The organism is Kitasatospora sp. NPDC048662 (assembly GCF_055587065.1).
Genome location: NZ_JBVJHA010000004.1, coordinates 460,921 through 481,928 on the forward strand (window position 1 = coordinate 460,921; position 21,008 = coordinate 481,928).

Genomic DNA, 21,008 nt, shown 5'->3' on the forward strand with positions numbered 1-21,008 from the left:
CCGGTCTCTTCGGTCGTCCGAAGCAGGACTCGACGCCCGGGCGCGCCCTCATGAAGCGCAGCCGGGCCGGGGAATGGTTGGGGGGCAACTGACGTAACGGCAGAAACTTTTAGTAGCCGAGGAGTTCGGCGGCGACGCGGCGACCCGAACGGACCGCGCCCTCCAGCAGACCGAAGAACTCGGTGCTGGTCTCGGTGCCCGCGAAACGCACCCGGCCGTGCGGCGCGGTCAGCGTCGGACCGAGCGCCGACCAGTCGCCGGGCCCGAACAGTGCCGCGTAACAGCCCCTGCTCCACGGTTCGTTGACCCAGTCCGTGACATGGAACGCGAGCGGCTCCGGCAGCATCGGGAACAGCCGGGACGCCTGCGCGAGGGCCGCCGCGCGCTGCTCCTCGGGCGTCAGAGCGGCGAAGCGGTGCGCCTCCGCACCCGTGACGAACCCGGTCAGCACCCCCGGCGACCCCTCCGGCGGAGTGTCGTCCACCGTGGACAGCAGCGGACCGGCCGCGTTCACCGACCACCCCGACAGGCCGTGCGCCCGCCACACCGGCTCCGGGAACACCAGATTCACCTTCACCGCGCAGCCGCGCCCGGTCCGCGACGCCGCCCTCGGGAACGGCAGCTGCGGCTCGAACCCGATCGCGTCCGCGAGTAGCGGCGGCACCGCCACCACCACCGCCTCCGCCCGGTAACTCCCCTCGGGCGTACGGACAATGGCCTCCCGATCGGACTGCTCCACCGAGAGCACCGGCTCGTCCGTGTGCAGGATCCCGCCCCGGTCCAGCAGCCGCCTGGTCAGCCGCTCGCACAACCGGTGCGCGCCGCCCGCCACCCGGTCCTGCTGCGCGCCGCCCTCGAAGGCGTTCAGATAGCGCAGCCCGCCGCCCGAGCGCAGGTAGAACGCCATGTGCAGCACCGAGATCTTTGCCGGGTCGGCCGCCATCATCTCGCCCAGGAACAACGGGAAGAACAACTTGGCGTCCGGGTGCGACAGTTGCCGCTCCGCCCAGTCGGCCACCGTGATGGCGTCCAGCCGCTCGGCGTCGGGCGAGAGCCACGGCGCGTCCGGGCGGACGGCGGCCGTCAACTCCTCCAGCTGCTCGAACAGGTCGCCCAGCGCGACGGCGCTCAGCGGCGGGAACCGCCCGTCGCGGGTCGCGGCGCCGTCCGTCCGGTTCTCGGCGAGGGCGAAGCGGCTGGCGCCCCGCATGACGGTCGGCGCGGTCTTCAAGTCACAGGCGGCGAGCAGGCCGTGGAGCTCGGTGTGCAGGTCGCCCAGGTAGGCCGCGCCCGCGTCGATCCACCGCCCCGGCGCCACCTCGATCCCACGCGTTCGCCCGCCGACCTGGTCCCGGGCCTCGAGCACCGTCACCCGCACGCCCTGGTCGGCCAGTTCGACCGCCGCCGTCAGCCCGGCCAGGCCCGCGCCGACCACGATCACCGAACGCGGCGCCGGTCCGGTTTCCCTGCGGGGCGCGCCGCTTGCCGTTTGCGGGCGGGACGCGGCGCTCACCGGTTCGGAGCGGGACGCGGGGCTTGCCGTTTGCGGGTGGGAGGCGGCGCTCATCGGGCGGCCGCGATTCTCTCCGCCGCGACGCGGGTGGCGAGGCCGGCCGGGGTGGGGTCGGCGAAGAAGTCCTCGAAGGTCAGCTCGACGCCGTGCTCGCGGGCGACGGCGCTCAGCACCCGGGTGGCGATCAGCGAATCGCCGCCCAGGAGAAAGAAGTTGCCGTCGGCCGGGACGTCGTCCAGCTCCAGGACCCGGCAGAGCACCGCAGCCAGTGCCTCCACCGGGCGTTCCTCCACCGGGCGTGCCTCCGGCGTCGTTGTGGTGGGTGCGGTGACGGGCATGTCGAGGCTCATCGGGGGTCTCCTTCGACCGGTGCGGGGTGCGCGTGGTCCGGCGTGGTGTCGGCGGTGCCAGCGGTGCGTGGTGTGCGGTGCTGTGCCTGGTGCAGTGTGTGTGGGCGCTGGGGTCTGCGGCCCGGCAGTGAGAGCGAGCTGACGGTGGGTCAGCTCGCTGATCGGCCGTCCGTCATCCGAGGGGAAGGTTCGACTCAGCGCGGGGCGGTGCTGTGCAGGCGGTGCGAGGCGGCGCGGTCGACCTTGCCGCTGGCGGTGCGGACCAGGTCCGGCACCACGGTGATCCGGCTCGGGACGAGGTGGCCGGGCAGTCGCTCGCGCAGGTAGTGCAGGAGCTCGGTGGCGAGCGCCGGGTCGGGCCCGCCGGTGCGCGGGACGACGTAGGCGACCAGGGCGGCCCGTCCGGCCAGCGTGGTGGCGGTGACCGCTGCCGCGCCGACCCCGGGGTGGGTGCCGAGTCCGGCCTCCACCTCCGCCGGATCGACCCGGATGCCGCGGATCTTCACCTCGTGGTCCAGCCGTCCCAGCGGGGTCAGCACCCCGTCCTGGTTGGCGGCCGCGCGGTCCCCGGTCCGGAACCAGCGTTGCCCGTCGCGCAGCACGAAACGCTCGGCGGTGGCCTCCGGAAGCCCCGGGTAGCCGGTCGCGAGAGCGGGGCCGCCGATCAGTAACTCCCCGTCAGGCGTGAGCAGTTCGGCCACGTGGGGGAGTGCCCGTCCGATCGGCGCCCGCTCGGCGGGATCCCATCTGCCGCCCGGCTCCCGGGTGCGCGGGCCGAGCAGGTCCACCGCGTGCGTGATTAGGGTGGTCTCGGTGCAGCCGTAGGTGTTCAGCAACCGGATCCGCGAGCTGCATGCCAGCCGGCTCCAGTCCGCCAGCCTGGCCGGGCTCGCCGCCTCGCCGCCGATCACCACCAGCCGGACACAGTCCGGGAGTTCGGACTTCGCATCGTCCTCGGTGAGATGCAGGACCAGCTCGTGCCAGAACGCCGTGGGCAGGTCCAGCACGGTGACGCCGCGACGCTCGACCATCCGTAACAGCCGGGGAAACGACGCCGAGTGCGCCTCCGGGTCGAACACCAGCCGGCCACCGGCCGTCAGCGTCGGCAGGATCTCCTCGAAGCAGGTGTCCCAGTTCAGCGAAGCGAACTGCAACACCCGGTCCTCCGGCCCGACTTCGAACAACTCGCGCAGCGATGCGACCGTGGCCGAGATCGCCCGACGCGGCGTCACCACCGGCTTCGGCTGCCCCGTGGACCCCGAGGTGAACAGAACGTACGCGGGATCCTCGGGCGTGACGACCGTTGCCGCCCCTGTGGCCTCTTCGTCGTCCAACTCGAGGTACTCCAGCCCGAGTTGCCCGGCCTCTTTGCTCGTTTTGGGACCGACCAGCAACCGGCACCCGGCCGCCTCGACCATCCGTTGGCGCCGCGTCACCGGGAACCCCGGGTCGAGCGGTACGTACACACCGCCCGCCAGGAGGATGCCGAGCAGCGCCACCACGGTGTCCGGTTGATGCCCGGCCGACACTGCGACCGGCCCCGGCCGGTCACCCAATCGATCGGCCAACCGTTGTGCAGAGAGAGCGAGTTGCTGGTAGCTGAGAGTGTGCTCGGGGGACTCGATCGCGGTTCGCTCGGGCCACCGGAGAACGGCTTCCGCAAACGCATCCAACAGGTCGGGGCCCGATCTGTTGATGTCACCGTTCTTTGACATGCCCGCTCCAAGATAAATGCCCAGAGGTGCCCGTCCGTGCTTCGGCGAACCGGGACTCTACCTCTCGCCCCCCGGCCCCACAATGGTTGTTGAGTCGATTTCCCGAGAGACCTGTAACCGATCTGTGAACTCCCCGCGCCTCCGCCTTGATCACCGTCCGTGATCAAGCCCCCCAGCTGGCGCCGACCGCCCCGCGACTCGTCTCCGGACCCCCTCGGAGACTGGTCCGGTCCACTGCCGGGCGGGGTGTCGGTGCACCCGTGATGCCGGACGGGGCCGCTGCGAAATGCCCCTGAATTTGCCGCCCGAGCCGAGACCGTCCCGCCCCGAATCAGCTTCCTTTGCCTTCGCACGAACGCCGCCCCAAGCGCCTCCCGATTGCGCCCGCACGGGAATGGAAAGCGATTACCACCACCGCTCCGTCAGCCCCCATTCACCCCGCGCCGGAGTCCCGCGACGCCACCCCCTTGACCACCCGACGGCAACGGAACGTCACCGAACCCCAGACGGAACGTGCGGGGCGGCGGGGCCGGGCCGGGCCCGCTAGGCCGAGCGTCGGCCGCCAGTGCCGTTCGCCGGGTTGGTCAGTCGTGTGGGCCCAGGCTTGTCGGCCATGTCAACCACCAGGTGGTCGGCCCTGATTGAGTCGTGCCGCGACGAAGGTGGGAAGCCACTCGCGGCGGTGTTCATGCTGACTCGGCGATATTCGCGTGCCGGCACAAGGGTCTTGCTCCGGCAGGCCGACCCGCGCCGTCATTTGTTGCGGACGAGCAGGTGGCCCTCGTTCGGAAACGCGGGCGGTTCGGCAGGGAGGACCGCTTCGAGGGCGAAGCTGCGGCACAAGGTTGAAATCCACCGGATGACCGGCCGAGTGGTCGAGTGCCCGATCGACGAGATGAACCGGCCGCGCGGGGCCAAGGACACCCAGCTGCGGATCCCGCCGAGTGAGCCGGAGATCCGGACGTTGTTCACCGGCTGGGGCGGCGAGCTGGCCACTTGCCGGAAGTTCGCCCCGACCGCACGGAACTACACCGCCTCGAAGTTGATGTCCCAGGTCGGCCTGCGGGTGAGCGAGGCGTGTGGGCTCGACCTGGGCGACATCAAGTGGGACCTGGGCCGCTTCGGCAAGCTCCACGTCCGCCACGGCAAGGGGGCCTGCGGCTCGGGGCCGCGCGAGCGGATGGTTCCGCTGATCAATGGTGCCGACCGGACACTGCGATGGTTTATCGAGGATGCGTGGGGTCAGTTCGACGACGATCACGCTCGCCCTGGTGCCCCGCTGTTCCCGAGCGAGCGCAAGAACACCGACGGCTCTGCCCGCCGGGTCGGCGACGACGCCCTGCGCAACGGGCTCGACAACGCGGTCCAGGCTCACCTGCCGAGCTGGAAGGTTGACACCGCACGTCCTGCGGCATTTCTGTGCGTCCCAACTCTATGGAAACGGACTGGATTTGCTCGCAATCCAGGAGGTCTTAGGACATTCCTGGATCGCCCCGACCATGCGGTATATCCACGTGCAGCAGACCCGGGTCGAGGACGCCTGGGCCGCCGGGATGGAACGGGCCGCGAAGCGGCTGGAAGGACTGGCCCGATGAGGTGGAACCTGCGGCTGACCGCCGCGCACAAGGGTATCTGGAAGGCGTCCGAGCTCCAGCGGAGCCTGTCCGAGCACGGCCTGGTGATCTCGGCCGGCAAGATGTCCGGGCTGTGGTCCGGCCAGCCGGTCTCGCTCAAGCTGGAGGACCTGGACGTCATCTGCGCGGTCCTCGGCTGCGAGATCGGCGACCTGCTGATCCCCGAACCGGAGAAGGTCAGCCGCCCTGGCCGGGCCGAGGAGACGGAACGGGCCGCGGTCGGTGCGGGAACCGCCAACTGTTCTTCGTCGGGATGCACTACCGCAGGAGACCGACCCCCACATTTCGGACGCGCGGAGGACGGCGGGGAGCCCCGCGCAAGCCGCCTCCTGCACCGGCCTGGCACCCGGATCCCGGATGGCAGCAGCTACCGCTGTTCGCACAGATCCCCCGTGACTACAGCCGGCTCGCCCTGGCCGACGCCGACCTGACCAGCCCGTGGCTGGCCTGGGCAAAGTACCTCGCCCACCGGCTCGCCGAGACCCGCGGCCACCACGCCGGCGACGCGGCTCATCCTCGCCCTCGCGGCGGTCCACGCCGCCCGGGTCGCCCAGATCGCCAACCTCATGCTCGACGACGTCGATCTCGGCAATCGCCGGCTGACCATCGCCGGACGCGTCCGCCCGCTCGACGATCTCACCCGGAAGCTGCTGCTGGACTGGCTGGAGCACCGGCGCCGCCGGTGGCCGAACACCGCGAATCTCCACCTGCTGATCAACAACCGGACCGCCACGAAAACCAGCCGCGCCAGCAATCACTGGATCAGCGCCGCGATGCGTGGGCAGGACGCGACGCTGGAGCGGCTCCGCGTCGACCGACAATTCGAAGAGGCCCTGACTCACGGGCCCGACCCGCTCCACCTCGCCGAGGTGTTCGGGCTCGACGAGAAGACCGCGATGCGCTACGCAGACTCCGCACGGACGCTGCTGCACCAGGCCGCTGAACAGCCACTTCAGTGAACCTCTTTCGTCCTGTGCTGGAGGATGAAATGGGCTGGTCAGCGGGTGTGGTGACGAGGCAGGGCCCCTCGTCGTTGGCGTGGTGATTCCACTCATCACACCGGCGGCCGAAGGGGCCCTGCTGGTTCCGTATCCTGCCCCGCTCGACGTCCCGCATGGCCACCGCGAACAGCCCCCGCATTACCAGCAGTTCATCCGCGATCACGCCCGGCTGAGAGCCCCCGGCGAACGCGCCTTCGCCCAGTTGAAAGCCTGGCGGCTGCTGCGACGAGCCAGATGCTCCACCCGCCTTATCAGCACCATCGTCCAAGCCGTCCACACGCTGCTGACCTGCAACTATTCAGGATGTAAGAGGTTCACTGGAGGAATCAGGCCGGCCTCCTCACCTATGGCTTCACATCGAGACGCACGAGCGCGCCGATCTCCACGAGTTGGTCCGGCAGTGCCAAGTCGGAAACGCCCATGACCGTGCTGGCGGGCCGGTGCTCCCCGAAGTACTCGGCGTGGAGGCGTGCTGTCGTGTCGAAGTTCTCCCGCAGGTTCCTCACCAAAACCGTGGTCTCCGCTATCTGGCCACGCTCGGCCCCGAATTGCCTCAGCACCAGGTCCAGATTCTCCAGCGTGGTGCGGACCTGCAGTTCGAAGTCGCCGGCACCCACGAAGTTGCCGTGACGGTCATGAGACAGCTGCCCCGACACATAAACCGTGTCACCGACCTGAGTGGCCTGACTGTACCCGTACAGCGACTCCCACGGCATGCCGAACCCGAATGCCTTCACCTGAGAACTCATGACTCACTCCCTTGATACAGTGCGCGGGGCCGTCAATTGCAGACAGGCCCCTTGCATGTAGAAGTTACGGGTCTGTACAAACGATGCTTGTCTGGCAGCGCCGTCGAAGTATTCTCTGCGCGCACAAACACCCTCCAGCAGAGGATGAAAGAGGCTCAGTGAAATCTGCTTAACGGTCCACGCCTTTGCTGAGGATGAGCACGCCAGGCACAGTCAGCATCCGCGGCTGATCGGCGGAGACGATGTCAGGGCGAGGGCAGCGTTCCGCAGCTGGGCCGCCCACGTCTGCTGGTCAAGCCCCAACGTGTACTCGATGCAGCAATCGCACTGCGGGATCAGCGCCACGAACGATTGCTCCGCCGCGGTCTCGACATCCGTCTCCCACCAATCGTCCGTCGCCAGGTCAGCGGGAGTTATCTCTCCATCGATGAATCTCGCCGCCATCCGGCGCAGAGCGTGGCGCCGCGCCAGGCCCCGATCCGGCAACCGGATCCCGGACTCGGCAAGTGCTTGCTCGAACGCGTCACGAATGTCGCGGACATCCGCGTTGCGAGGCCAACCGGCGAGCTCGCACAATGTCGGGGTGTCCAGTCCGGCTGCGAGCGCCTCAGCAGCGATTGGCAGATCTTCCGGGCGTATCTCATCCGCCTGATAACGGCACGCTACCTCACCCAGAGATGTGAGCCCACTCTGCATAGAGGTTTCCGGTTCCGGTGTCGTTCCTTCTGCTCTCATGACTCCTACGGGTCAGGACCGTTTCCAGGGAAGGCACCCAGGGGCGGGCCCGCTCGGCACCTGCCCCGCGTGTTCGCCTGAACCCGGAAGCCGAACCCACGAGAACACGACCATCCATCCTCGGGTTCCCGCGAAAAGACCTTCAGCTTCCGCGAACTCGCGGGCCTCCCGGGGGTTGAGGAACATCGGAACGAAAACCGGCGCTAAGCCCGGATCGTTGCTGGTGGGCGGCTGACGGGCCGTCGACGCCGGGGCGGTGCTGAAGTCGTTCGCAGATAACGCCCTATTATCTGCGGTATCACCGAGTGCGACCTGCGGGGACTTCTTCCGCACGTTGCGTGAAGCGACCCTGTTATCTGTGGCAAGGGAGAGACGGTGCCTGCGGTCCTGCTGCTGCCGACCGGGAAGACACTGACCGTCCGGACGGCGGCTGACGCCTTCCTCGACTCGCTCGGCAACCCGAACACCGTCCGGAACTACGGCATCGCCGTCGGGAAGACCGCCGAGCGGATCGGCGAGGGCCGCCCGCTCGCCGCCGTCGCGGACGACGAGATCGGTGAGGCGCTGGAGCTGCTGTGGGGCAGTTCGGCGGTGAACACCTGGAACGCCCGCCGCGGCGCGGTGCTCTCGTGGACGAGCTGGTGCGTCGAGCGCGGCTACGACGGTCCGGCGGTCCCGGCCTGGGCGAAGCGGCTGCCGCCGCCGGACCCCGGTGTTCGTCACCCACCGCCGCCCCAACCCCGGCAAGGTGCTCTCCGCCCGCGACGTCTGCCCGGACACTGGCCTGGCCCGCCTCTCCTACGGGCAGGCGCGCGCTGCTCGACCAGCACACCGCGCTGGCCGGGCCCGGCACCGGCTGGGATCTGCACGAGTACCGCCACTCCTCCCTGACCCACCTCGGCGAAGCCGGGGCAAGCGAGCTGATGCTGATGGCGAAATCCCGGCACAGGAAGCCGGAGAACGTACGGCGCTACTTCCACCCCTCGGCGGAGGCGATCGCCGAGGTCACCAGCCTGCTCGTGCCCGGAGACAGCAGACGCTGAGGTCTTGGCCAAGGCTGAAGCGGACGACCGAAACTCGTCGACTTCCCCTATGCGGCGGGGTTCGTGGGCAGGAGTCGGGCGAGCCAGTCAGTGCGGGTTCGGCGGGCTGTGGCCGAGATGTGTGCCTGCGGGTACAGGGCGTCGAATCCGTGGAAGCCGCCTGCCCAGACGTGGAGTTCGGCCTGGCCACCGGCCGCCCAGATGCGGGTGGCGTAGTCGGTGTCCTCGTCGCGGAAGACTTCGGCGGAGCCGGTGTCGATGTAGGTGGTCGGCAGGCCCGCGAGGTCGTCGGCCAGGGCGGGTGAGACGTATGCGGGTACCTCGTCGTCGGTGAGGTCGCCGAGGAGGCAGCGCCATCCGAATCCGTTCATCTCGCGGGTCCAGACGCCGGGCCCGTTCGAGTACTGGAGGCTGGAGGCGGTGGTGTTGCGGTGGTCGAGCATGGGGCCGATCAGGACTTGGGCGGCGATCGTCGGGGTGCCGAGGTCGCGGGCCAGCAGGGTGACGCCGGCGGCGAGGCCGCCGCCCGCGCTGGCGCCTGCGACGATGATCCGGGCGGGGTCGATGCCCAGTTCTTCGGAGTGTTCGGCGATCCAGAGCAGTCCCTGGTAGCAGTCGTCGACCGGGATGATACCGGTGGACTCGGGCGCGAGCCGGTAGTCGACGGAGACCACGACGGCGCCGAACTCGTCGAGCCACTCCAGCGGGATGTCGATCTGTGAGAACCGGTCACCCATGACCATCCCGCCGCCGTGCATCCAGTAGACGCAGGGTGCGGCGGTGGCGCGATCGGTGTTCGCGGGGCTGAAGACGGACAAGGGGATCGGGGTGCCGTCCGGACTCGCAGCGGTGACCTCGCGCCGGTCGATCGCGCGACCTTCCAGGAGGGGTTCGACGGGCATCGAGGAGAAGGGGCGTACCTGCGCCAGCACTTCCGGGCTGAGCTGGGACATCAGCGGCATGTCGGCCAGGAGTTCATGCAGTTCGGGGTCGAGGGAGGGGCGTGCCGTGGTCATGGTCGTTGCCTTTCATGGGTGGTGGCGGACGGTCGGGTGAGGACGGGGGCCACCTCGGCGGGCACCGAGGCGGCAGCGGCTGGGGTGTGTTCGGCGGGTCAGAAGGCGGCCTTGCCGCAGACCGGCACGTAGTCGGTGTACTCGGACTCCTTGGCCAGCAGTCCGCCGATCTGCGCCACGATGGCCTGGGCGGCCTCGCCGGCGAAGATCCGGTGGTGGTCCTCCTCGCTGGTCCAGCCCTCGGTGACGTGGACGACGTCGGGGGCGGACGCGGAACGGGAGACGAGGTAGACCACGCAGTACTCGCTCGCGCCGGGGCTGCCCTCGTGCAGGCCGGTCAGCAGCAGGTCGACGAGCCGGTCGCCCATTCCGGGCCTGGCGGTCAGCGTGGCGTTGAAGCCGTACCTGGCAATCATGGCGGCCTTCTTCTGCGTTGATGGAGTGCGGTGATTCCATTCAATCGCTGTGACCTGCGTAAACGTTAGAACGATGCTCGCTGGTGCTTGCACGATCCTCGCGAGTACGGGAATTGCAGCACAGCACAGTGCTGCAATGGACGCATGCACCTCGAAGAGCTCCGCACCCTGCTGGCCCGGCATGCCCGGCCCGACTGGACCACCGCCATCGACGGCGTCCTCATCTCCAAGGTCGACCGGCCGGATCCGCCGGCGCCCTCGATGTCCGGCACGGTGCTCGCAGTCATCGCCCAGGGCGCCAAACGCCTCGCGCTGGGCGACCGGGTCTACGCGTACGGCGCGGGGCAGTACCTGGTCGCATCCGTCGACCTGCCCGTCACCGGACAGTTCACCCAGGCCGCCCCCGAGCAGCCGGCCCTCGGCTTCGGCCTCACGCTGGAACCGTCCGCCGTCGCCGAACTGCTACTGCAAGCCGGTCCCGGCGACATCCCCCGCCCCGCCGGAGGCACTCCGTCGGGGATCGCCGTCAGCGACGCCCCGCCCGCGTTGCTCGACGCGGTGGTCCGGCTGCTGCGCCTGCTCGACGAGCCCAGCGACCGCGCCGTACTGGCCCCGCTGGTCAAACGCGAGATCCTGTGGCGCCTGATCACCGGCGAGCAGGGCGCGACGGTGCGCCAGCTCGGCCTCGCCGACAGCGGCCTCAGCCATGTCGCCCGGGCCGTGCGCTGGATCCGCGAGCACTACGCCGAGCCCTTCCGGGTCGAGGACGTGGCACGGCTGTCCGGGATGAGCGTCTCCGCGTTCTACCGCAACTTCCAGGCGGTGACCGCGATGAGCCCCATCCAGTTCCAGAAACAGATCCGGCTCCAGGAGGCCCGGCTGCTGCTCGCCACCCACCCGGGCGACGTCACCGGAGTCGGCCACCGCGTCGGCTACGACAACCCGTCGCAGTTCAGCCGCGAGTACCGCCGCCAGTTCGGCGCACCCCCGAGCCGGGACGCGGCCCGCCTGCGAAGCACTGCAGGCGTCCTTCCTTGAGCGGCCGGACCATGAGGGAGGATCGTGCAAGACGAAGCGACAATAGTTCTACTATTCCAGCAGGTCAGAGCGATTCAATGGGATCACCCGTTCTTCCGCGGGCAGGAAAATGCCCGTCCATCCGCGGATCCCACTACATCGCAAGGATCACCGCATGAAGACAGTTCTGATCACTGGTGCCTCATCCGGATACGGACGGGAGACCGCCCTGTACTTCCACTCGCAGGGGTGGAACGTCATCGCCACGATGCGGACGCCGCGTGCGGGCGTCCTGCCCGAGTCGGACCGGCTCCGCGTCGTCGAGCTCGACGTGACCAAGCCCCAGAGCATCACCGCCGCGTTCGAGGCGGCCGGGCCCATCGACGTCCTGGTCAACAACGCGGGCGTCCCGTTGATCAGCGTGTTCGAGGGCACCCCTATGGCCCGAGTGCGGGAAGTCTTCGAAACCAACACGTTCGGCGTGATGGCGACGACGCAGGCGGTGCTGCGCCAGTTCCGCGAGCGCGGCTCCGGCGTGGTGGTCAACGTGACCTCCAGCGTGGTGCTGGGCCACATGCCGCTCTCGGCCGTCTACAAGGCAAGCAAGATGGCCATCGAGGGGTTCACCGCATCCCTCGCGCTCGAACTCGCGCCCTTCGGTGTGCAGGCCAAGACGGTCGAGCCGGGCGCCTGCCTGACGACGAACTTCGCGGCCAACGCGACGAAGGGCGCCTCGCTGGACGAGCTGGTCCCGGCGCCCTACGCACCATGGGCGAAGAAGGCCATGGGCGACTTCACGGGCCAGGACCTGTTCACCAAGGAGAGCGACGTCGCCGAGACAGTGTGGCGAGCCGTGCACGACACGACCGGCCAGCTGCGATTCCCCGCCGGCCCCGACGCGGTCTCGCTCTCCCAGGCGAAGTAATCAGCCAGCAGGCAAGGTCACGCCGCACTGACAACAGGAGCCGGCCCCGCGCCCACGCACCGGGTCGGCTCGCCGTCGGGCGCTCACCCCGATGAACGGGAACCTGACCAACGACGAGAAGCGGGACGCCGCGCTTGTGACGGTGCTGCGCCGCGGACTGGTGCTGTTCCTGGTGCCGGCCCTGGCGGTGCGCTACGGCCTGGGCTTCGCCCACCCGCAAGTCGCCCTCGCAGGCGGGCTGTTCACCGCTCTCGGCGCGCTGTGCCGGCGCCAGGTCCGGGACGCGCTGCTGCCGCTCGCCCTCGCCGCGACGGCTGGTCTCGGTGCCGCCTACCTGGCCCTGCGCGCGGTCGCCGACACCTATCCCGAGAGCGGTCTGCTCCGCGCGATGGTCGCCTTCCTCGCGGTCGCCGCCATGGTCTGCGGCCTCGCCGACCGTCTCGCTGGCAACTCGGCTTCGGCTTCAGCAATCTGACGCATCGCCAGTAGCTGCATCCGGGGCGGTGTCCTCGTTGAAGTCGCCCAGGTGGAGCGGCACTTGGCCGGGGCCGGAGCGGAGCAGCCCGGCCAGGTGGTGGGCCAGTCGGCGGGGGCGGACGGTCTGGTCGGTGGTGGCCAACTCCCGGATGCTCCACCAGTGGTGGCCGTAGCGGGCTTCCTCGGTCTCGATCCGCGCGGCGGCGGCCTCGGCGGCGGTGAGGCGGCAGAGGCGGTACGCCTCGGACTGGTCGAAGTGCCGACCGTCGACGCTGAACCGGGTGCGGCGGGTCCAGGCGAGCGGGCCGAGCCGGTCGGCGGTCACCGTCAGCCCGGTTTCCTCGCGCAACTCCCGTACGGCGGCGGCCAATGCGTCCTCGCCTTCCTCGATTCCGCCGCCGACGGTGAACCACCAGCGGGCACCGTCACGGCGCGGGTCGCGGCCGCAGAGCAGCAACAGGCGGTCGTGGTGGTCGAGCAGCAGGATGCGGGAGGTGTGGCGCCGATGCGGAGTCATGGGGCGCCACGCTACCGGCGGCCCTTGTCCGTCCGCCCGCCAAGTCTGCGCCTGTCAGGCTGAGTTGAGCCCGGGATGGAGCAGGTCGAGGACGGGTTCCCAGGCTGCTTCGCCGAGCAGGGCGTCGCTTCGGGCTGTCCCTCCGTAGGCGAAGATCTCCGAGGGCGCGGCGGGGCCTTCGCCCGGGAAGCGCGGGCGGTGCCCGGCGTCCTCGCGGCTCACCAGCTGGACAGGGGCTCCACCTGCTCGGCGGTGCGCGGCCAGTTGCTCGGCGTACCGCAGGGACGGCCACATCTCGTCGTCGCCGCCCGCGACGAGCAGGAGGTCGGCGGACGTCCGCTCCACCGGGATCGCGGCGGCGTCCAGGCGCCCGGCGTAGGTCCGCTCGCTGAGCTCGTACCAGCCGCGGATCGCCACCGGACCCTCGCCCTGCCCCTCGGGCTCCCAGCGGTCACCGTCCATCGGGACGAAGGGCAGCGGCTTCCCCTGCCAGCTCCAGGAGGACCGCCAGGGCCGGTCCCGCCCGTCGAGCCCCGGTCCCACGTTGCACCAGACCAGCGACGTCGGAGAGATGGCCACCACCGCGTCCACGCGCGGCTCGTGGACCGCGGTGAGCAGCACGGCCTCGGCGCCCTTGGACCAGCCGAGGATGCCGACGCGTTCCGCTCCACGGGATCGCAGCAGGGCGACGGCCGCGACGAACGTCTCCAGCGGCACCTCGCAGATCCCCGGCGGCTGCCCCGGTCCGCCGTACCAGCGGATGGCCAGAGCGAGGAACCCCCGCTCGGCGAGAAGCCTCGCCCGTTGGCGGTCCACCCGGCCGCTCGACCCGGCCAGGACGAGGACGCCCGTGCCGTTGCCCGCGGTCGGCTCCATCAAGACCGCCTCCCAGGGAGTGGTCAGCTCGTGTGCGAGGACGGTCATGAAGTCTCCTGTTCTGCAAGGAATCCGACTGAACGTCAGGTTTCGACCACAGTGCCAGGGCCGAACAGCTGTGTGGCGACCTGCCGCGCCGTCTCGTACTGGCCGGCGGTGGGGTTCGCAACGATCCCGGCGGCATCACGGTGGGGCGGCGCGAGCCGCCGGACGACGGCCGTGACGACTGCGGGCAACCGTGCCGATGAGCGCGCTGAGGGCGTTGTCGATGAGGTCCGCGCCGTCGCATGAGCGTCCGGTCCCCGGCAGCGTCCGCGCAGGTCTCGGTGGTGGCGGCTCGGCGCGTGCGCGGGTGCGGAGTTCAGCTCGGCAGGCGGAGACCGAACCACTGCTCGGCGCTGAACTCCTCGAACCGCTCGACCTCGGCGAAGCCCAGCTTGGTCGCGAGGCGCATCGCCCGCTCGTTGGCGGTCTGGGTGCAGAGCACCACCGGCTCGCCGGGCAGCGCGCCGTCGAACCAGCCGAGGGCTGCCGTGCACGCCTCGGTGGCGTAGCCGTGGCCCCAGGCGTGCGGCAGGAACAGGTAGCTGAGTTCGGGTTCCAGGCCCTCGGGGCGGACGTGGCCGGGGCGGTCGGTGTCGCGTCGGTCGAGGGTGACGAGGCCGATCATCGTGCCGTCGAGCTCGGCCACGAACACGCCGGGCCGCCGGGTGGGCGTCCCGGGCATCGCCTGTTCGACCTCCGCGCGCGGACGCGGGCCGCCGAGGTACTCGCGGGCCTCCGGCGAGGTGAACAGGTCGATGACCGCCGCCCGGTCGCGGGCCTCGGGCTCGCGCAGGACGAGCCGCTCGGTGCGGATCGGGGAGGGCGGCCAGGCGACGGCTTCGAGGTCGGTCATGCCCGGCAACCTACCGCACGCCTTCCGGCGCGAGCGGCCCGTTCGTGAACGGCGTTACCCGGCAGCGGAGTTCAGCGCGGTTGCCGGACGCCGAACCACTGCTCGGCGCCGTACTCCTCGAACCGCTCGATCTCGGTGAAGCCCAGCTTCGTCGCGAGGCGCACGGCGGCGCCGTTGGCGAGCTGGGTGCAGAGCACCACCGGCTCGGCCGGGAGTGCGTCGGCGTACCAGTCGAGGGCGGCCGTGCAGGCCTCGGCGGCGTAGCCGTGACCCCAGGCGTGCGGCAGGAACAGGTAGCCGAGTTCGCGTTCGCCGGCCTCCGGACGGATGTGGCCGGGGCGGTCGGCGGGGCGCACCTCAAGGGTGACGAGGCCGATCATCGTGCCGTCGAGCTCGGCCACGAACACGCCGGGCCGCTGCCCGGGCACCTCCGGCACCGCACGCTCCAGGTCCTCGCGCGGACGGGCGCCGCCGATGTGGGTGCCGACCTCCGGCGAGGCGAACAGCTCGACGAACGCGGCCCGGTCGCGGGCTTCGGACGGTCGGAGCACCAGCCGCTCGGTGCTGATGGGAGCGGACGGCCAGCGGACACTTCCATGATCACTCATGACGGGCAACCTACCCGAGCCCCTCGACACGCGGGCCGGAACGGCCGGTTCTGGGCGCGCTCCCGGGGGGCGAGGCGTCCGTCGCCGTCCGCTTCCGGTGGCTGGTCCGCGAGGACGGGGAGCTGCCGGCCGTCGAGTGGCTGCCGCAGATCCGGTGCGATGACGGGACCGGCCGCCCGCCGAGCGAGTGGGAGATGTTCCTCGTCCGGGTCTCGCCCTGCCGTCAACTCGCTGGCGCGAACAGCTCGTCCAGGTGGTGGGTGAGGATGGCGAGCGCGGCCTCGCCGTCGCGTTGGCCGCCGAGGACGCTCTGGCCGAGGCCGTTGACCAGGGCGGCCAGGCCGGCGGCGGTGATGCGGGGGTTGCGGGCGGGGGAGAGGGTGCCGTCCTGCTGGGCGGCGTGGAGCTGCTTGGTGAGGAAGGACTCCAGCAGGTCGGCCTGGCCGGTGCCGTGCTTCTCCAGTGCCGCCGGGTCGTTGAGGACCAGGGCGTAGTAGGCGGTGTAGGTGCGGGCGATGCGTCGGCTCTCGGCATCCGTCGGCAGGATGCAGGCCAGCACGGCGGTGATCAGGGCGCGTGGGGTGGGCGGGTTGCCGGCGGCGGCGATCCAGCGGGCCATCCGGGCCTGGAGCTGGGCGCCGAGGCGGGCGAGTGCGTCCAGCAGCAGGCCCTCCTTGGTCTCGAAGTAGTACTGGACCAGCCGCAGTGAGACGCCGGCCTCGGCGGCGACCGCGCGCATGCTGGCGGACTGCAGTCCTTGGGTGTCGGCGATCCGGAGCAGCGCCTCGGCGATCTGCCGTCGGCGCTCCTCGTGTTCGAGCTTCGTGTTCATGGTCCGGCCTCCCTGGTACACCCGTATCATGCCGTGATACACATGTACCATGCGAATCAGCGAGTTCCGGAACGCCCAGGCCGCCGACCGTTTCCGCACGGCCTACGACCACGCCCTGGCTGCCCTCTGGCCCGGCCCCTGCACCGCCATCGACGTTCCGGGCGGGTACGGCACCACCCGCGTCCATCGCACCGGCGCCGAGCGCGGGCGGCCGATCGTGCTGCTCCCGGCGTCCGGCGGCAACGCGCTGATGTGGCACCATCAGCTCGGCCAACTCGCCGAGCGCCACCCGGTGTTCGCCCTCGACCCGATCGGCGAACCGGGCGCCAGTGAGCAGACCGCGCCGATCGCCGACGGCACCGACGCCGCTGCCTGGCTGGAGGGCGTCCTTGCCGAACTCGGCCTCGCCGACGCCCATTTGGTCGGCTGCTCGTACGGTGGGTGGGTCGCGCTCCAGCACCGGCTGTACCACCCCGGGCGGGTCGGCGCGTTGACCTTGCTCGACCCGGCCGGGTTCAACGGCTTCGGTTTCCGCTTCTACGCCTGGCTGATCGCCGGCGGCCTCGCCGCGTCCGCGCCCCGCGCGCTGCGGCCCAGGCTGGCCCGGGCGGTCGGCAACAGTGCCGTGCTGGAGGAGGAGTTGATGCGGCTGACCCGCGCCGCGATGGGCTTCCGCCGCGCGCTGCCCGTCCCGCCGGTGCTCACCGACGAGGAACTGCGCCGGATCGACCTGCCCGCGCTGTTCCTGCTCGGCGCACGCAGCGCGCTGCACGACTCCACCGAGGTCGCCGCCCGGATCGGACGCGTGCTGCCCGCGGCCCAGGTGGAGATCGTCCCCGGTGCCGGGCACTCACTGCCGATGGACGCGCCCGACCTGGTCGCCGGGCGGATCCTCGCCCAGAGCCTGGCCTGAGGTCACACTCCCGCCGACACCGCCTCCCGCGCCGCGCCGTTGCCGCCTCGCACCACCGCAGCGCGCTGCCAAGTCGCGTACAGCAGAACCGCGGTGACGGAGTCCATCAGGGCATTGATCAGTGCCTGGGTCAGCTGCATCGTGATCACGAAGGCGTGGTCGAAGCCGATGGCAGGCGAGGAGATGAGCGCCGAGAGCACGAGCGACGAAACCATCGCCGGGATCAGCGTGATGCCGACTGCGCGCAGCACCGTCCGCCAGTCGCCGCGCAGCACCGCCCACGCCCGGCGCACGCCCGCACCCTCCAGCAGCACCGCCATCGGCAGCAGCGTCAGTGCCAGCGAGCCGAGCAGTGCGGCCAGTTCGAGCACCGCGCCGCCCGGCGGGAGGACCAACGTGGCAAAGACGTTGTTGCGGGTGCCGACGGCGGACTCGGGAATGAGGAAGCTCGCCGTGATCACCAAGCGGCGGGCCTGCGGCACCAGCAGGGCCACCGCCAGCACCGCCACCCCGGCCCCTGCCGTGCCCAGCAGGCCCCGGCGGCCCGACAGCACCTCCAGCTTCGGCGCCCACACCACGGCCGACACCGCCACCCCGACCAGTACCGGCAGCACCAGGGTGATCGCCAACGGGGCCCGGACCGCCGCTCCGCCGAACTGCACCGCCCACTCCGCGAGCAGTGGTACCAACGCCAACAGCAACAGTCGCCACCAGCCCGCCGCGGCCCGCGACTTGACGATTCCCCACCAGCTCGCGCCCTCGCGCGTCCCCTCAATGATCACGCGGGGAGGCTAGCGGACGCGGCCCACGCACCGCCCGTCGTTATACGACCCGGACGATCTGCACCAGATTGCCGCAGGTGTCGTCGAACACCGCCGCCGTCACGGGCCCCAGCCGGGTGGGTTGCTGGGTGAACTCCACGCCGAGGGCCCGCAGCCGCTCGTACTCGGCCTGCACGTCGTCCACCGCGAAGGACACCGCCGGAATGCCGTCCGCGACCAGCGCCGCCTTGTACGGCGGAACGGCCGGATGCCCCGACGGCTCCAGCAGCAGTTCGGTGCCCTCCGGCTGCTCCGGCGAGACCACCGTCAACCACCGCGCCCCGCCGCCCAGCGGCACATCGTGCTTCACCACGAAGCCCAGCACCTCGGTGTAGAAGCGCAGCGCCCTCGCCTGGTCCTCGACGAACACCGAGGTGATGTAGATCCGCATCCCGCCGCCCTCCGGGCCTCGCCGCCGATCCCCGCCCCCAGACCCTACGGCCGACCGTGACCCCGGGCGCCGGTGGCACGCCGGGCGGACGCGAACGCGGAAGTCCGCTCAGGGGTGGGCAGTTCGAAGCGGGTCGGGGAGGCGGGCGGCGAGGGATTCGAGGAGGAGGTCGAGGGCGAGGGGGTAGGCGCTGTGGCGCATGTCGGCGGCGAGCAGGTGGGTGGTGGCGGCGATGTGCGGATGGGTGGCGGGGGAGAGGGTGCGGTAGGCGGTGTCCCAGACGGCGAGATCGGCGTTCTGCGCGGGCGCGGGGAGGGCGAGTGACGCGGAGTCGAGGACGGCGAAGCCGAGGGCCTGGTCGATGAAGGCGTGGTAGAGGCTGACGGCATCCGGGTCGGGGAAGCCCGCGTCGCGCAGGATGCCGAGCATGGTCTCGATGGCGCGGATCTCGTTGGCGCGGCCGGTGGTGCGGTAGGCGGCGAGCACGGCGGCCTGCGGGTGGGCGAGCGAGTGGGCGTGGATGCGCAGGCCGACCTCACGCAGGTCGGTGCGCCAGTCGCCGGTGGGCTGCCAGCCGCGCAGGCCGCGTCCGATGAGTTCGTCGGCGACGGCGAGCAGCAGGTCGTCCGTGCTGTGGAAGTAGCGGTAGATCGCGCTCGGGTCCGCGCCCAGCGCCGCGCCGAGGCGGCGGACGGTGAACGCCTGCGCGCCGTGCTGGCCGACCAGGCGCAGCGCGGTCTCGATGATGATCTGCTCGGAGAGCACGGTGCCCTGCTTGGTGGGGCGCCGCCGGCGGCGTGCGGTCTCCGGGACGACTCGGTCGCTCATGGTCGGCGAGCTTACGTCAACAGCATTGACGTGTGAAGCGGGCGCAGGTTTCATGACGTGCCACCGGTTCTCCCGCCGGTGCGTTCCCCCACCCCGGCGCGCCGCCCGCTTCGCGGCCGCCGCCGCACTGCCGCGCCGCCGCCGACCCCGGGCGGTGCACCCTCAATTCGCGCCCGTCGTACGGGCGTTCCCCCACGATTGAATCGGTGGTGATCCCTTGGCAACGACGGTCGAGGACAACGGCCTCCCCAGCACCGGCACCGGCGCCGGCGGCACGGAGGCGATGCGCAAGTCGGTCGGCGTCGGCGCGGTGGTGGTGATCGCCGCGTCCAGCACGGCCGCCACCACCTCGATCGGCATCGGCCTGGGCCTGATGGCGGGGGTGGTCGGCCTGCACCTGCCGGCCATCATGCTGCTGGCGTTCCTGCCGGTGCTGGGCATCGCCTGCGGCTACGGGCGGCTCAACCAGGTCGAGCCCGACGCGGGCAGCTCGTACCGCTGGGTGGGCCGGGTGCTCAACCCGTGGCTGGGCTTCCTGACCGGCTGGGTCAACATCGTCTCCACCATCGTCTTCATGGCGTACACCACCACGGTGACCGGTTCGGCGCTCGTCCAGCTGGTCGGAAAGGCAGGGCTGCACTCCCTGCTCGGCGTGGAGTTGGACCCGGACTCCAGCGTGCAGTGCACACTGATCGGCATGCTGGTGCTGGTGGGCGCGACGGTCGTGGCGGTGCGCGGACTTGACCTGGCCGCGGCGCTCCAGAAGTACCTGCTGATCTTCGAGTACGCGGTGCTGCTCGCGTTCTGCGGATACGGGCTGTTCGCGGGTGACCAGCCGTTCAGCCTGTCCTGGTACAACCCGTTCGAGCTGACGTCGCCGAGCGTGCTCGCCCAGGGCATGGTGCTGGCGGTGTTCTGCTACTGGGGGTTCGAGTCGGTCTTCAGCGTCGGCGAGGAGGTGCACGACCCGAAGGACGCCACCCGGGGCGGCCTGTGGTCGCTGCTGCTGATGCTCGGACTGTTCCTGTTCGCCGGTACCGCCTTCCAACGGGTGCTGCCGCTGGACGAGTTGGCCGACAACGGGGCCACCGGCCTGGCCTACTTCGCCGAGAAGCTCGCCGACCAGCCGCTGGCCGCGCTGCCGCTGGTGGCACTGACCTGCTCGGCGGCGGCCTCGCTGCAGGCCGCGGTGATCCCGACCGCGCGCGGCGCGCTGGCGATGGGCCGCGACGGCACCCTCGGCAAGGTCTGGACGCGGCTGCACCCGCGCCACCGCACCCCGTCCGCCGGCACCTGGCTGATCACCGGCATCGCGCTGGCGCTGGCCACCCTGTCCCTGGTGATCCCGACCGTCACCGAGCTGATCTCGGCGACCGTCAACGCGATCGGCATCGTGGTCGCGCTCTACTACGCGCTGGTGGCGATCGCCTCCGCGGTGCGGTTCCGGCACCTGCTGCGCGAGAACCTCGTCGAGGGGCTGAAGGCGGTGGTCGCGCCGCTGCTCGGCGGAACGGTGCTGCTGCTGGTCGGCGGCTACCTCGCCTGGACCTTCTACGACTCCACCGACCACTTCGAACTCGCCGCCGACAACGGGTGGTTCGAACTCTCGGTGCCGGTGCTGATGATCGGCTCCGGACTGCTGGCCGCGGCCTGGTCGCGCTGGGGGCGCCGCTCGCCGTACTTCACCGAGCAAGACTGACGTACCGTCACATCCTCTGCACCACTTGGAGATT

At 70.7% G+C, this 21,008-nt stretch carries 21 protein-coding genes and 3 pseudogenes; 9 read left to right on the top strand and 15 right to left on the bottom strand.

The genetic code is table 11. The annotated features are described in order from the left end of the window. Window positions 1–109 precede the first annotated feature (109 nt). The 3 genes from ACZ6R9_RS15305 to ACZ6R9_RS15315 all read right to left on the bottom strand — a co-directional run bounded on the left by ACZ6R9_RS15305 (window position 110) and on the right by ACZ6R9_RS15315 (window position 3,578). Window positions 110–1,567 carry a flavin monoamine oxidase family protein gene (locus tag ACZ6R9_RS15305; protein WP_465538493.1) on the bottom strand — a complete coding sequence of 486 codons (1,458 nt, stop codon included), beginning with the start codon at window positions 1,565–1,567 and terminating at the stop codon, window positions 110–112. After that, window positions 1,564–1,863, bottom strand: a complete 300-nt coding sequence (locus tag ACZ6R9_RS15310; RefSeq protein WP_465538494.1) for a phosphopantetheine-binding protein — start codon at window positions 1,861–1,863, stop codon at window positions 1,564–1,566. The genes ACZ6R9_RS15305 and ACZ6R9_RS15310 overlap by 4 nt, the downstream gene beginning before the upstream one ends. A gap of 194 nt (window positions 1,864–2,057) precedes the next feature. Next, window positions 2,058–3,578, bottom strand: a complete 1,521-nt coding sequence (locus ACZ6R9_RS15315; protein ID WP_465538495.1) for an amino acid adenylation domain-containing protein — start codon at window positions 3,576–3,578, stop codon at window positions 2,058–2,060. Window positions 3,579–5,169: 1,591 nt separating this feature from the next. Here ACZ6R9_RS15315 and ACZ6R9_RS15320 point away from each other — a divergent pair. From ACZ6R9_RS15320 to ACZ6R9_RS15330, 3 genes and pseudogenes are all read left to right on the top strand, one after another. Next, window positions 5,170–5,448 (top strand): annotated as a pseudogene (locus ACZ6R9_RS15320) (helix-turn-helix domain-containing protein); the annotation flags it as partial. A gap of 330 nt (window positions 5,449–5,778) precedes the next feature. Further along, complete coding sequence (locus ACZ6R9_RS15325) at window positions 5,779–6,171, top strand: hypothetical protein (protein WP_465538496.1); 393 nt, start codon at window positions 5,779–5,781, stop codon at window positions 6,169–6,171. A gap of 160 nt (window positions 6,172–6,331) precedes the next feature. Beyond that, window positions 6,332–6,517, top strand: a pseudogene (locus ACZ6R9_RS15330) (IS5/IS1182 family transposase); the annotation flags it as partial. A 40-nt stretch (window positions 6,518–6,557) separates the two neighbouring features. Here ACZ6R9_RS15330 and ACZ6R9_RS15335 read toward each other — a convergent pair. Both ACZ6R9_RS15335 and ACZ6R9_RS15340 read right to left on the bottom strand, forming a co-directional pair. After that, on the bottom strand, window positions 6,558–6,962 hold the full coding sequence (locus tag ACZ6R9_RS15335; protein WP_345515915.1) for a RidA family protein: 405 nt from the start codon (window positions 6,960–6,962) through the stop codon (window positions 6,558–6,560). A gap of 213 nt (window positions 6,963–7,175) precedes the next feature. Beyond that, entirely contained in the window at window positions 7,176–7,697 is a 522-nt protein-coding gene (locus ACZ6R9_RS15340; RefSeq protein ID WP_465538497.1) for a hypothetical protein, read from the bottom strand. A gap of 375 nt (window positions 7,698–8,072) precedes the next feature. Here ACZ6R9_RS15340 and ACZ6R9_RS15345 point away from each other — a divergent pair. Further along, window positions 8,073–8,740, top strand: a pseudogene (locus ACZ6R9_RS15345) (hypothetical protein). 47 nt (window positions 8,741–8,787) lie between these two features. Here the strand turns inward: ACZ6R9_RS15345 and ACZ6R9_RS15350 are convergent. Beyond that, window positions 8,788–9,756 (bottom strand): alpha/beta hydrolase, encoded by a 969-nt coding sequence (locus ACZ6R9_RS15350; protein WP_465538498.1) that lies wholly within the window; start codon window positions 9,754–9,756, stop codon window positions 8,788–8,790. Between the two features lie 98 nt (window positions 9,757–9,854). Further along, window positions 9,855–10,172: a putative quinol monooxygenase gene (locus ACZ6R9_RS15355; RefSeq protein WP_465538499.1), complete on the bottom strand. Its 318-nt coding sequence runs from the start codon at window positions 10,170–10,172 to the stop codon at window positions 9,855–9,857. Between the two features lie 144 nt (window positions 10,173–10,316). Here ACZ6R9_RS15355 and ACZ6R9_RS15360 point away from each other — a divergent pair, with 144 nt between their 5' ends. From ACZ6R9_RS15360 to ACZ6R9_RS15370, 3 genes are all read left to right on the top strand, one after another. Continuing rightward, on the top strand, window positions 10,317–11,210 hold the full coding sequence (locus ACZ6R9_RS15360; protein WP_366807888.1) for an AraC family transcriptional regulator: 894 nt from the start codon (window positions 10,317–10,319) through the stop codon (window positions 11,208–11,210). Window positions 11,211–11,364: 154 nt separating this feature from the next. Next, complete coding sequence (locus tag ACZ6R9_RS15365) at window positions 11,365–12,114, top strand: SDR family oxidoreductase (protein ID WP_380477938.1); 750 nt, start codon at window positions 11,365–11,367, stop codon at window positions 12,112–12,114. Between the two features lie 91 nt (window positions 12,115–12,205). Then, window positions 12,206–12,589, top strand: coding sequence for a hypothetical protein (locus ACZ6R9_RS15370; protein ID WP_465538500.1), 384 nt, complete (start codon window positions 12,206–12,208; stop codon window positions 12,587–12,589). Here the strand turns inward: ACZ6R9_RS15370 and ACZ6R9_RS15375 are convergent. The 5 genes from ACZ6R9_RS15375 to ACZ6R9_RS15395 form a co-directional block, all read right to left on the bottom strand. After that, window positions 12,578–13,108 (bottom strand): NUDIX hydrolase, encoded by a 531-nt coding sequence (locus ACZ6R9_RS15375; protein ID WP_465538501.1) that lies wholly within the window; start codon window positions 13,106–13,108, stop codon window positions 12,578–12,580. The genes ACZ6R9_RS15370 and ACZ6R9_RS15375 overlap by 12 nt on opposite strands. A gap of 54 nt (window positions 13,109–13,162) precedes the next feature. Next, entirely contained in the window at window positions 13,163–14,032 is an 870-nt protein-coding gene (locus ACZ6R9_RS15380; RefSeq protein ID WP_465538502.1) for an acyl-CoA thioester hydrolase/BAAT C-terminal domain-containing protein, read from the bottom strand. Between the two features lie 313 nt (window positions 14,033–14,345). Further along, on the bottom strand, window positions 14,346–14,882 hold the full coding sequence (locus tag ACZ6R9_RS15385; RefSeq protein WP_465538503.1) for a GNAT family N-acetyltransferase: 537 nt from the start codon (window positions 14,880–14,882) through the stop codon (window positions 14,346–14,348). Between the two features lie 71 nt (window positions 14,883–14,953). Next, window positions 14,954–15,490 (bottom strand): GNAT family N-acetyltransferase, encoded by a 537-nt coding sequence (locus ACZ6R9_RS15390; protein ID WP_465538504.1) that lies wholly within the window; start codon window positions 15,488–15,490, stop codon window positions 14,954–14,956. Window positions 15,491–15,713: 223 nt separating this feature from the next. Further along, complete coding sequence (locus tag ACZ6R9_RS15395) at window positions 15,714–16,322, bottom strand: TetR/AcrR family transcriptional regulator (protein ID WP_380477932.1); 609 nt, start codon at window positions 16,320–16,322, stop codon at window positions 15,714–15,716. A 49-nt stretch (window positions 16,323–16,371) separates the two neighbouring features. Here ACZ6R9_RS15395 and ACZ6R9_RS15400 point away from each other — a divergent pair, with 49 nt between their 5' ends. Beyond that, the gene (locus ACZ6R9_RS15400) at window positions 16,372–17,235 is read left to right on the top strand and encodes an alpha/beta fold hydrolase (RefSeq protein ID WP_465538505.1); all 864 of its coding nucleotides are present in this window, start codon (window positions 16,372–16,374) and stop codon (window positions 17,233–17,235) included. A gap of 2 nt (window positions 17,236–17,237) precedes the next feature. Here ACZ6R9_RS15400 and ACZ6R9_RS15405 read toward each other — a convergent pair whose 3' ends face one another. The 3 genes from ACZ6R9_RS15405 to ACZ6R9_RS15415 all read right to left on the bottom strand — a co-directional run bounded on the left by ACZ6R9_RS15405 (window position 17,238) and on the right by ACZ6R9_RS15415 (window position 19,275). Continuing rightward, window positions 17,238–18,017, bottom strand: coding sequence for a hypothetical protein (locus ACZ6R9_RS15405; RefSeq protein WP_465538506.1), 780 nt, complete (start codon window positions 18,015–18,017; stop codon window positions 17,238–17,240). 40 nt (window positions 18,018–18,057) lie between these two features. Further along, on the bottom strand, window positions 18,058–18,447 hold the full coding sequence (locus ACZ6R9_RS15410) for a VOC family protein (RefSeq protein ID WP_465538507.1): 390 nt from the start codon (window positions 18,445–18,447) through the stop codon (window positions 18,058–18,060). 108 nt (window positions 18,448–18,555) lie between these two features. After that, window positions 18,556–19,275, bottom strand: coding sequence for a TetR/AcrR family transcriptional regulator (locus tag ACZ6R9_RS15415; RefSeq protein WP_465538508.1), 720 nt, complete (start codon window positions 19,273–19,275; stop codon window positions 18,556–18,558). A 283-nt stretch (window positions 19,276–19,558) separates the two neighbouring features. On the opposite strand from ACZ6R9_RS15415, the gene ACZ6R9_RS15420 reads away from it, so the two are divergent. After that, window positions 19,559–20,974, top strand: a complete 1,416-nt coding sequence (locus ACZ6R9_RS15420; protein WP_380478299.1) for an APC family permease — start codon at window positions 19,559–19,561, stop codon at window positions 20,972–20,974. Window positions 20,975–21,008: the final 34 nt, after the last annotated feature.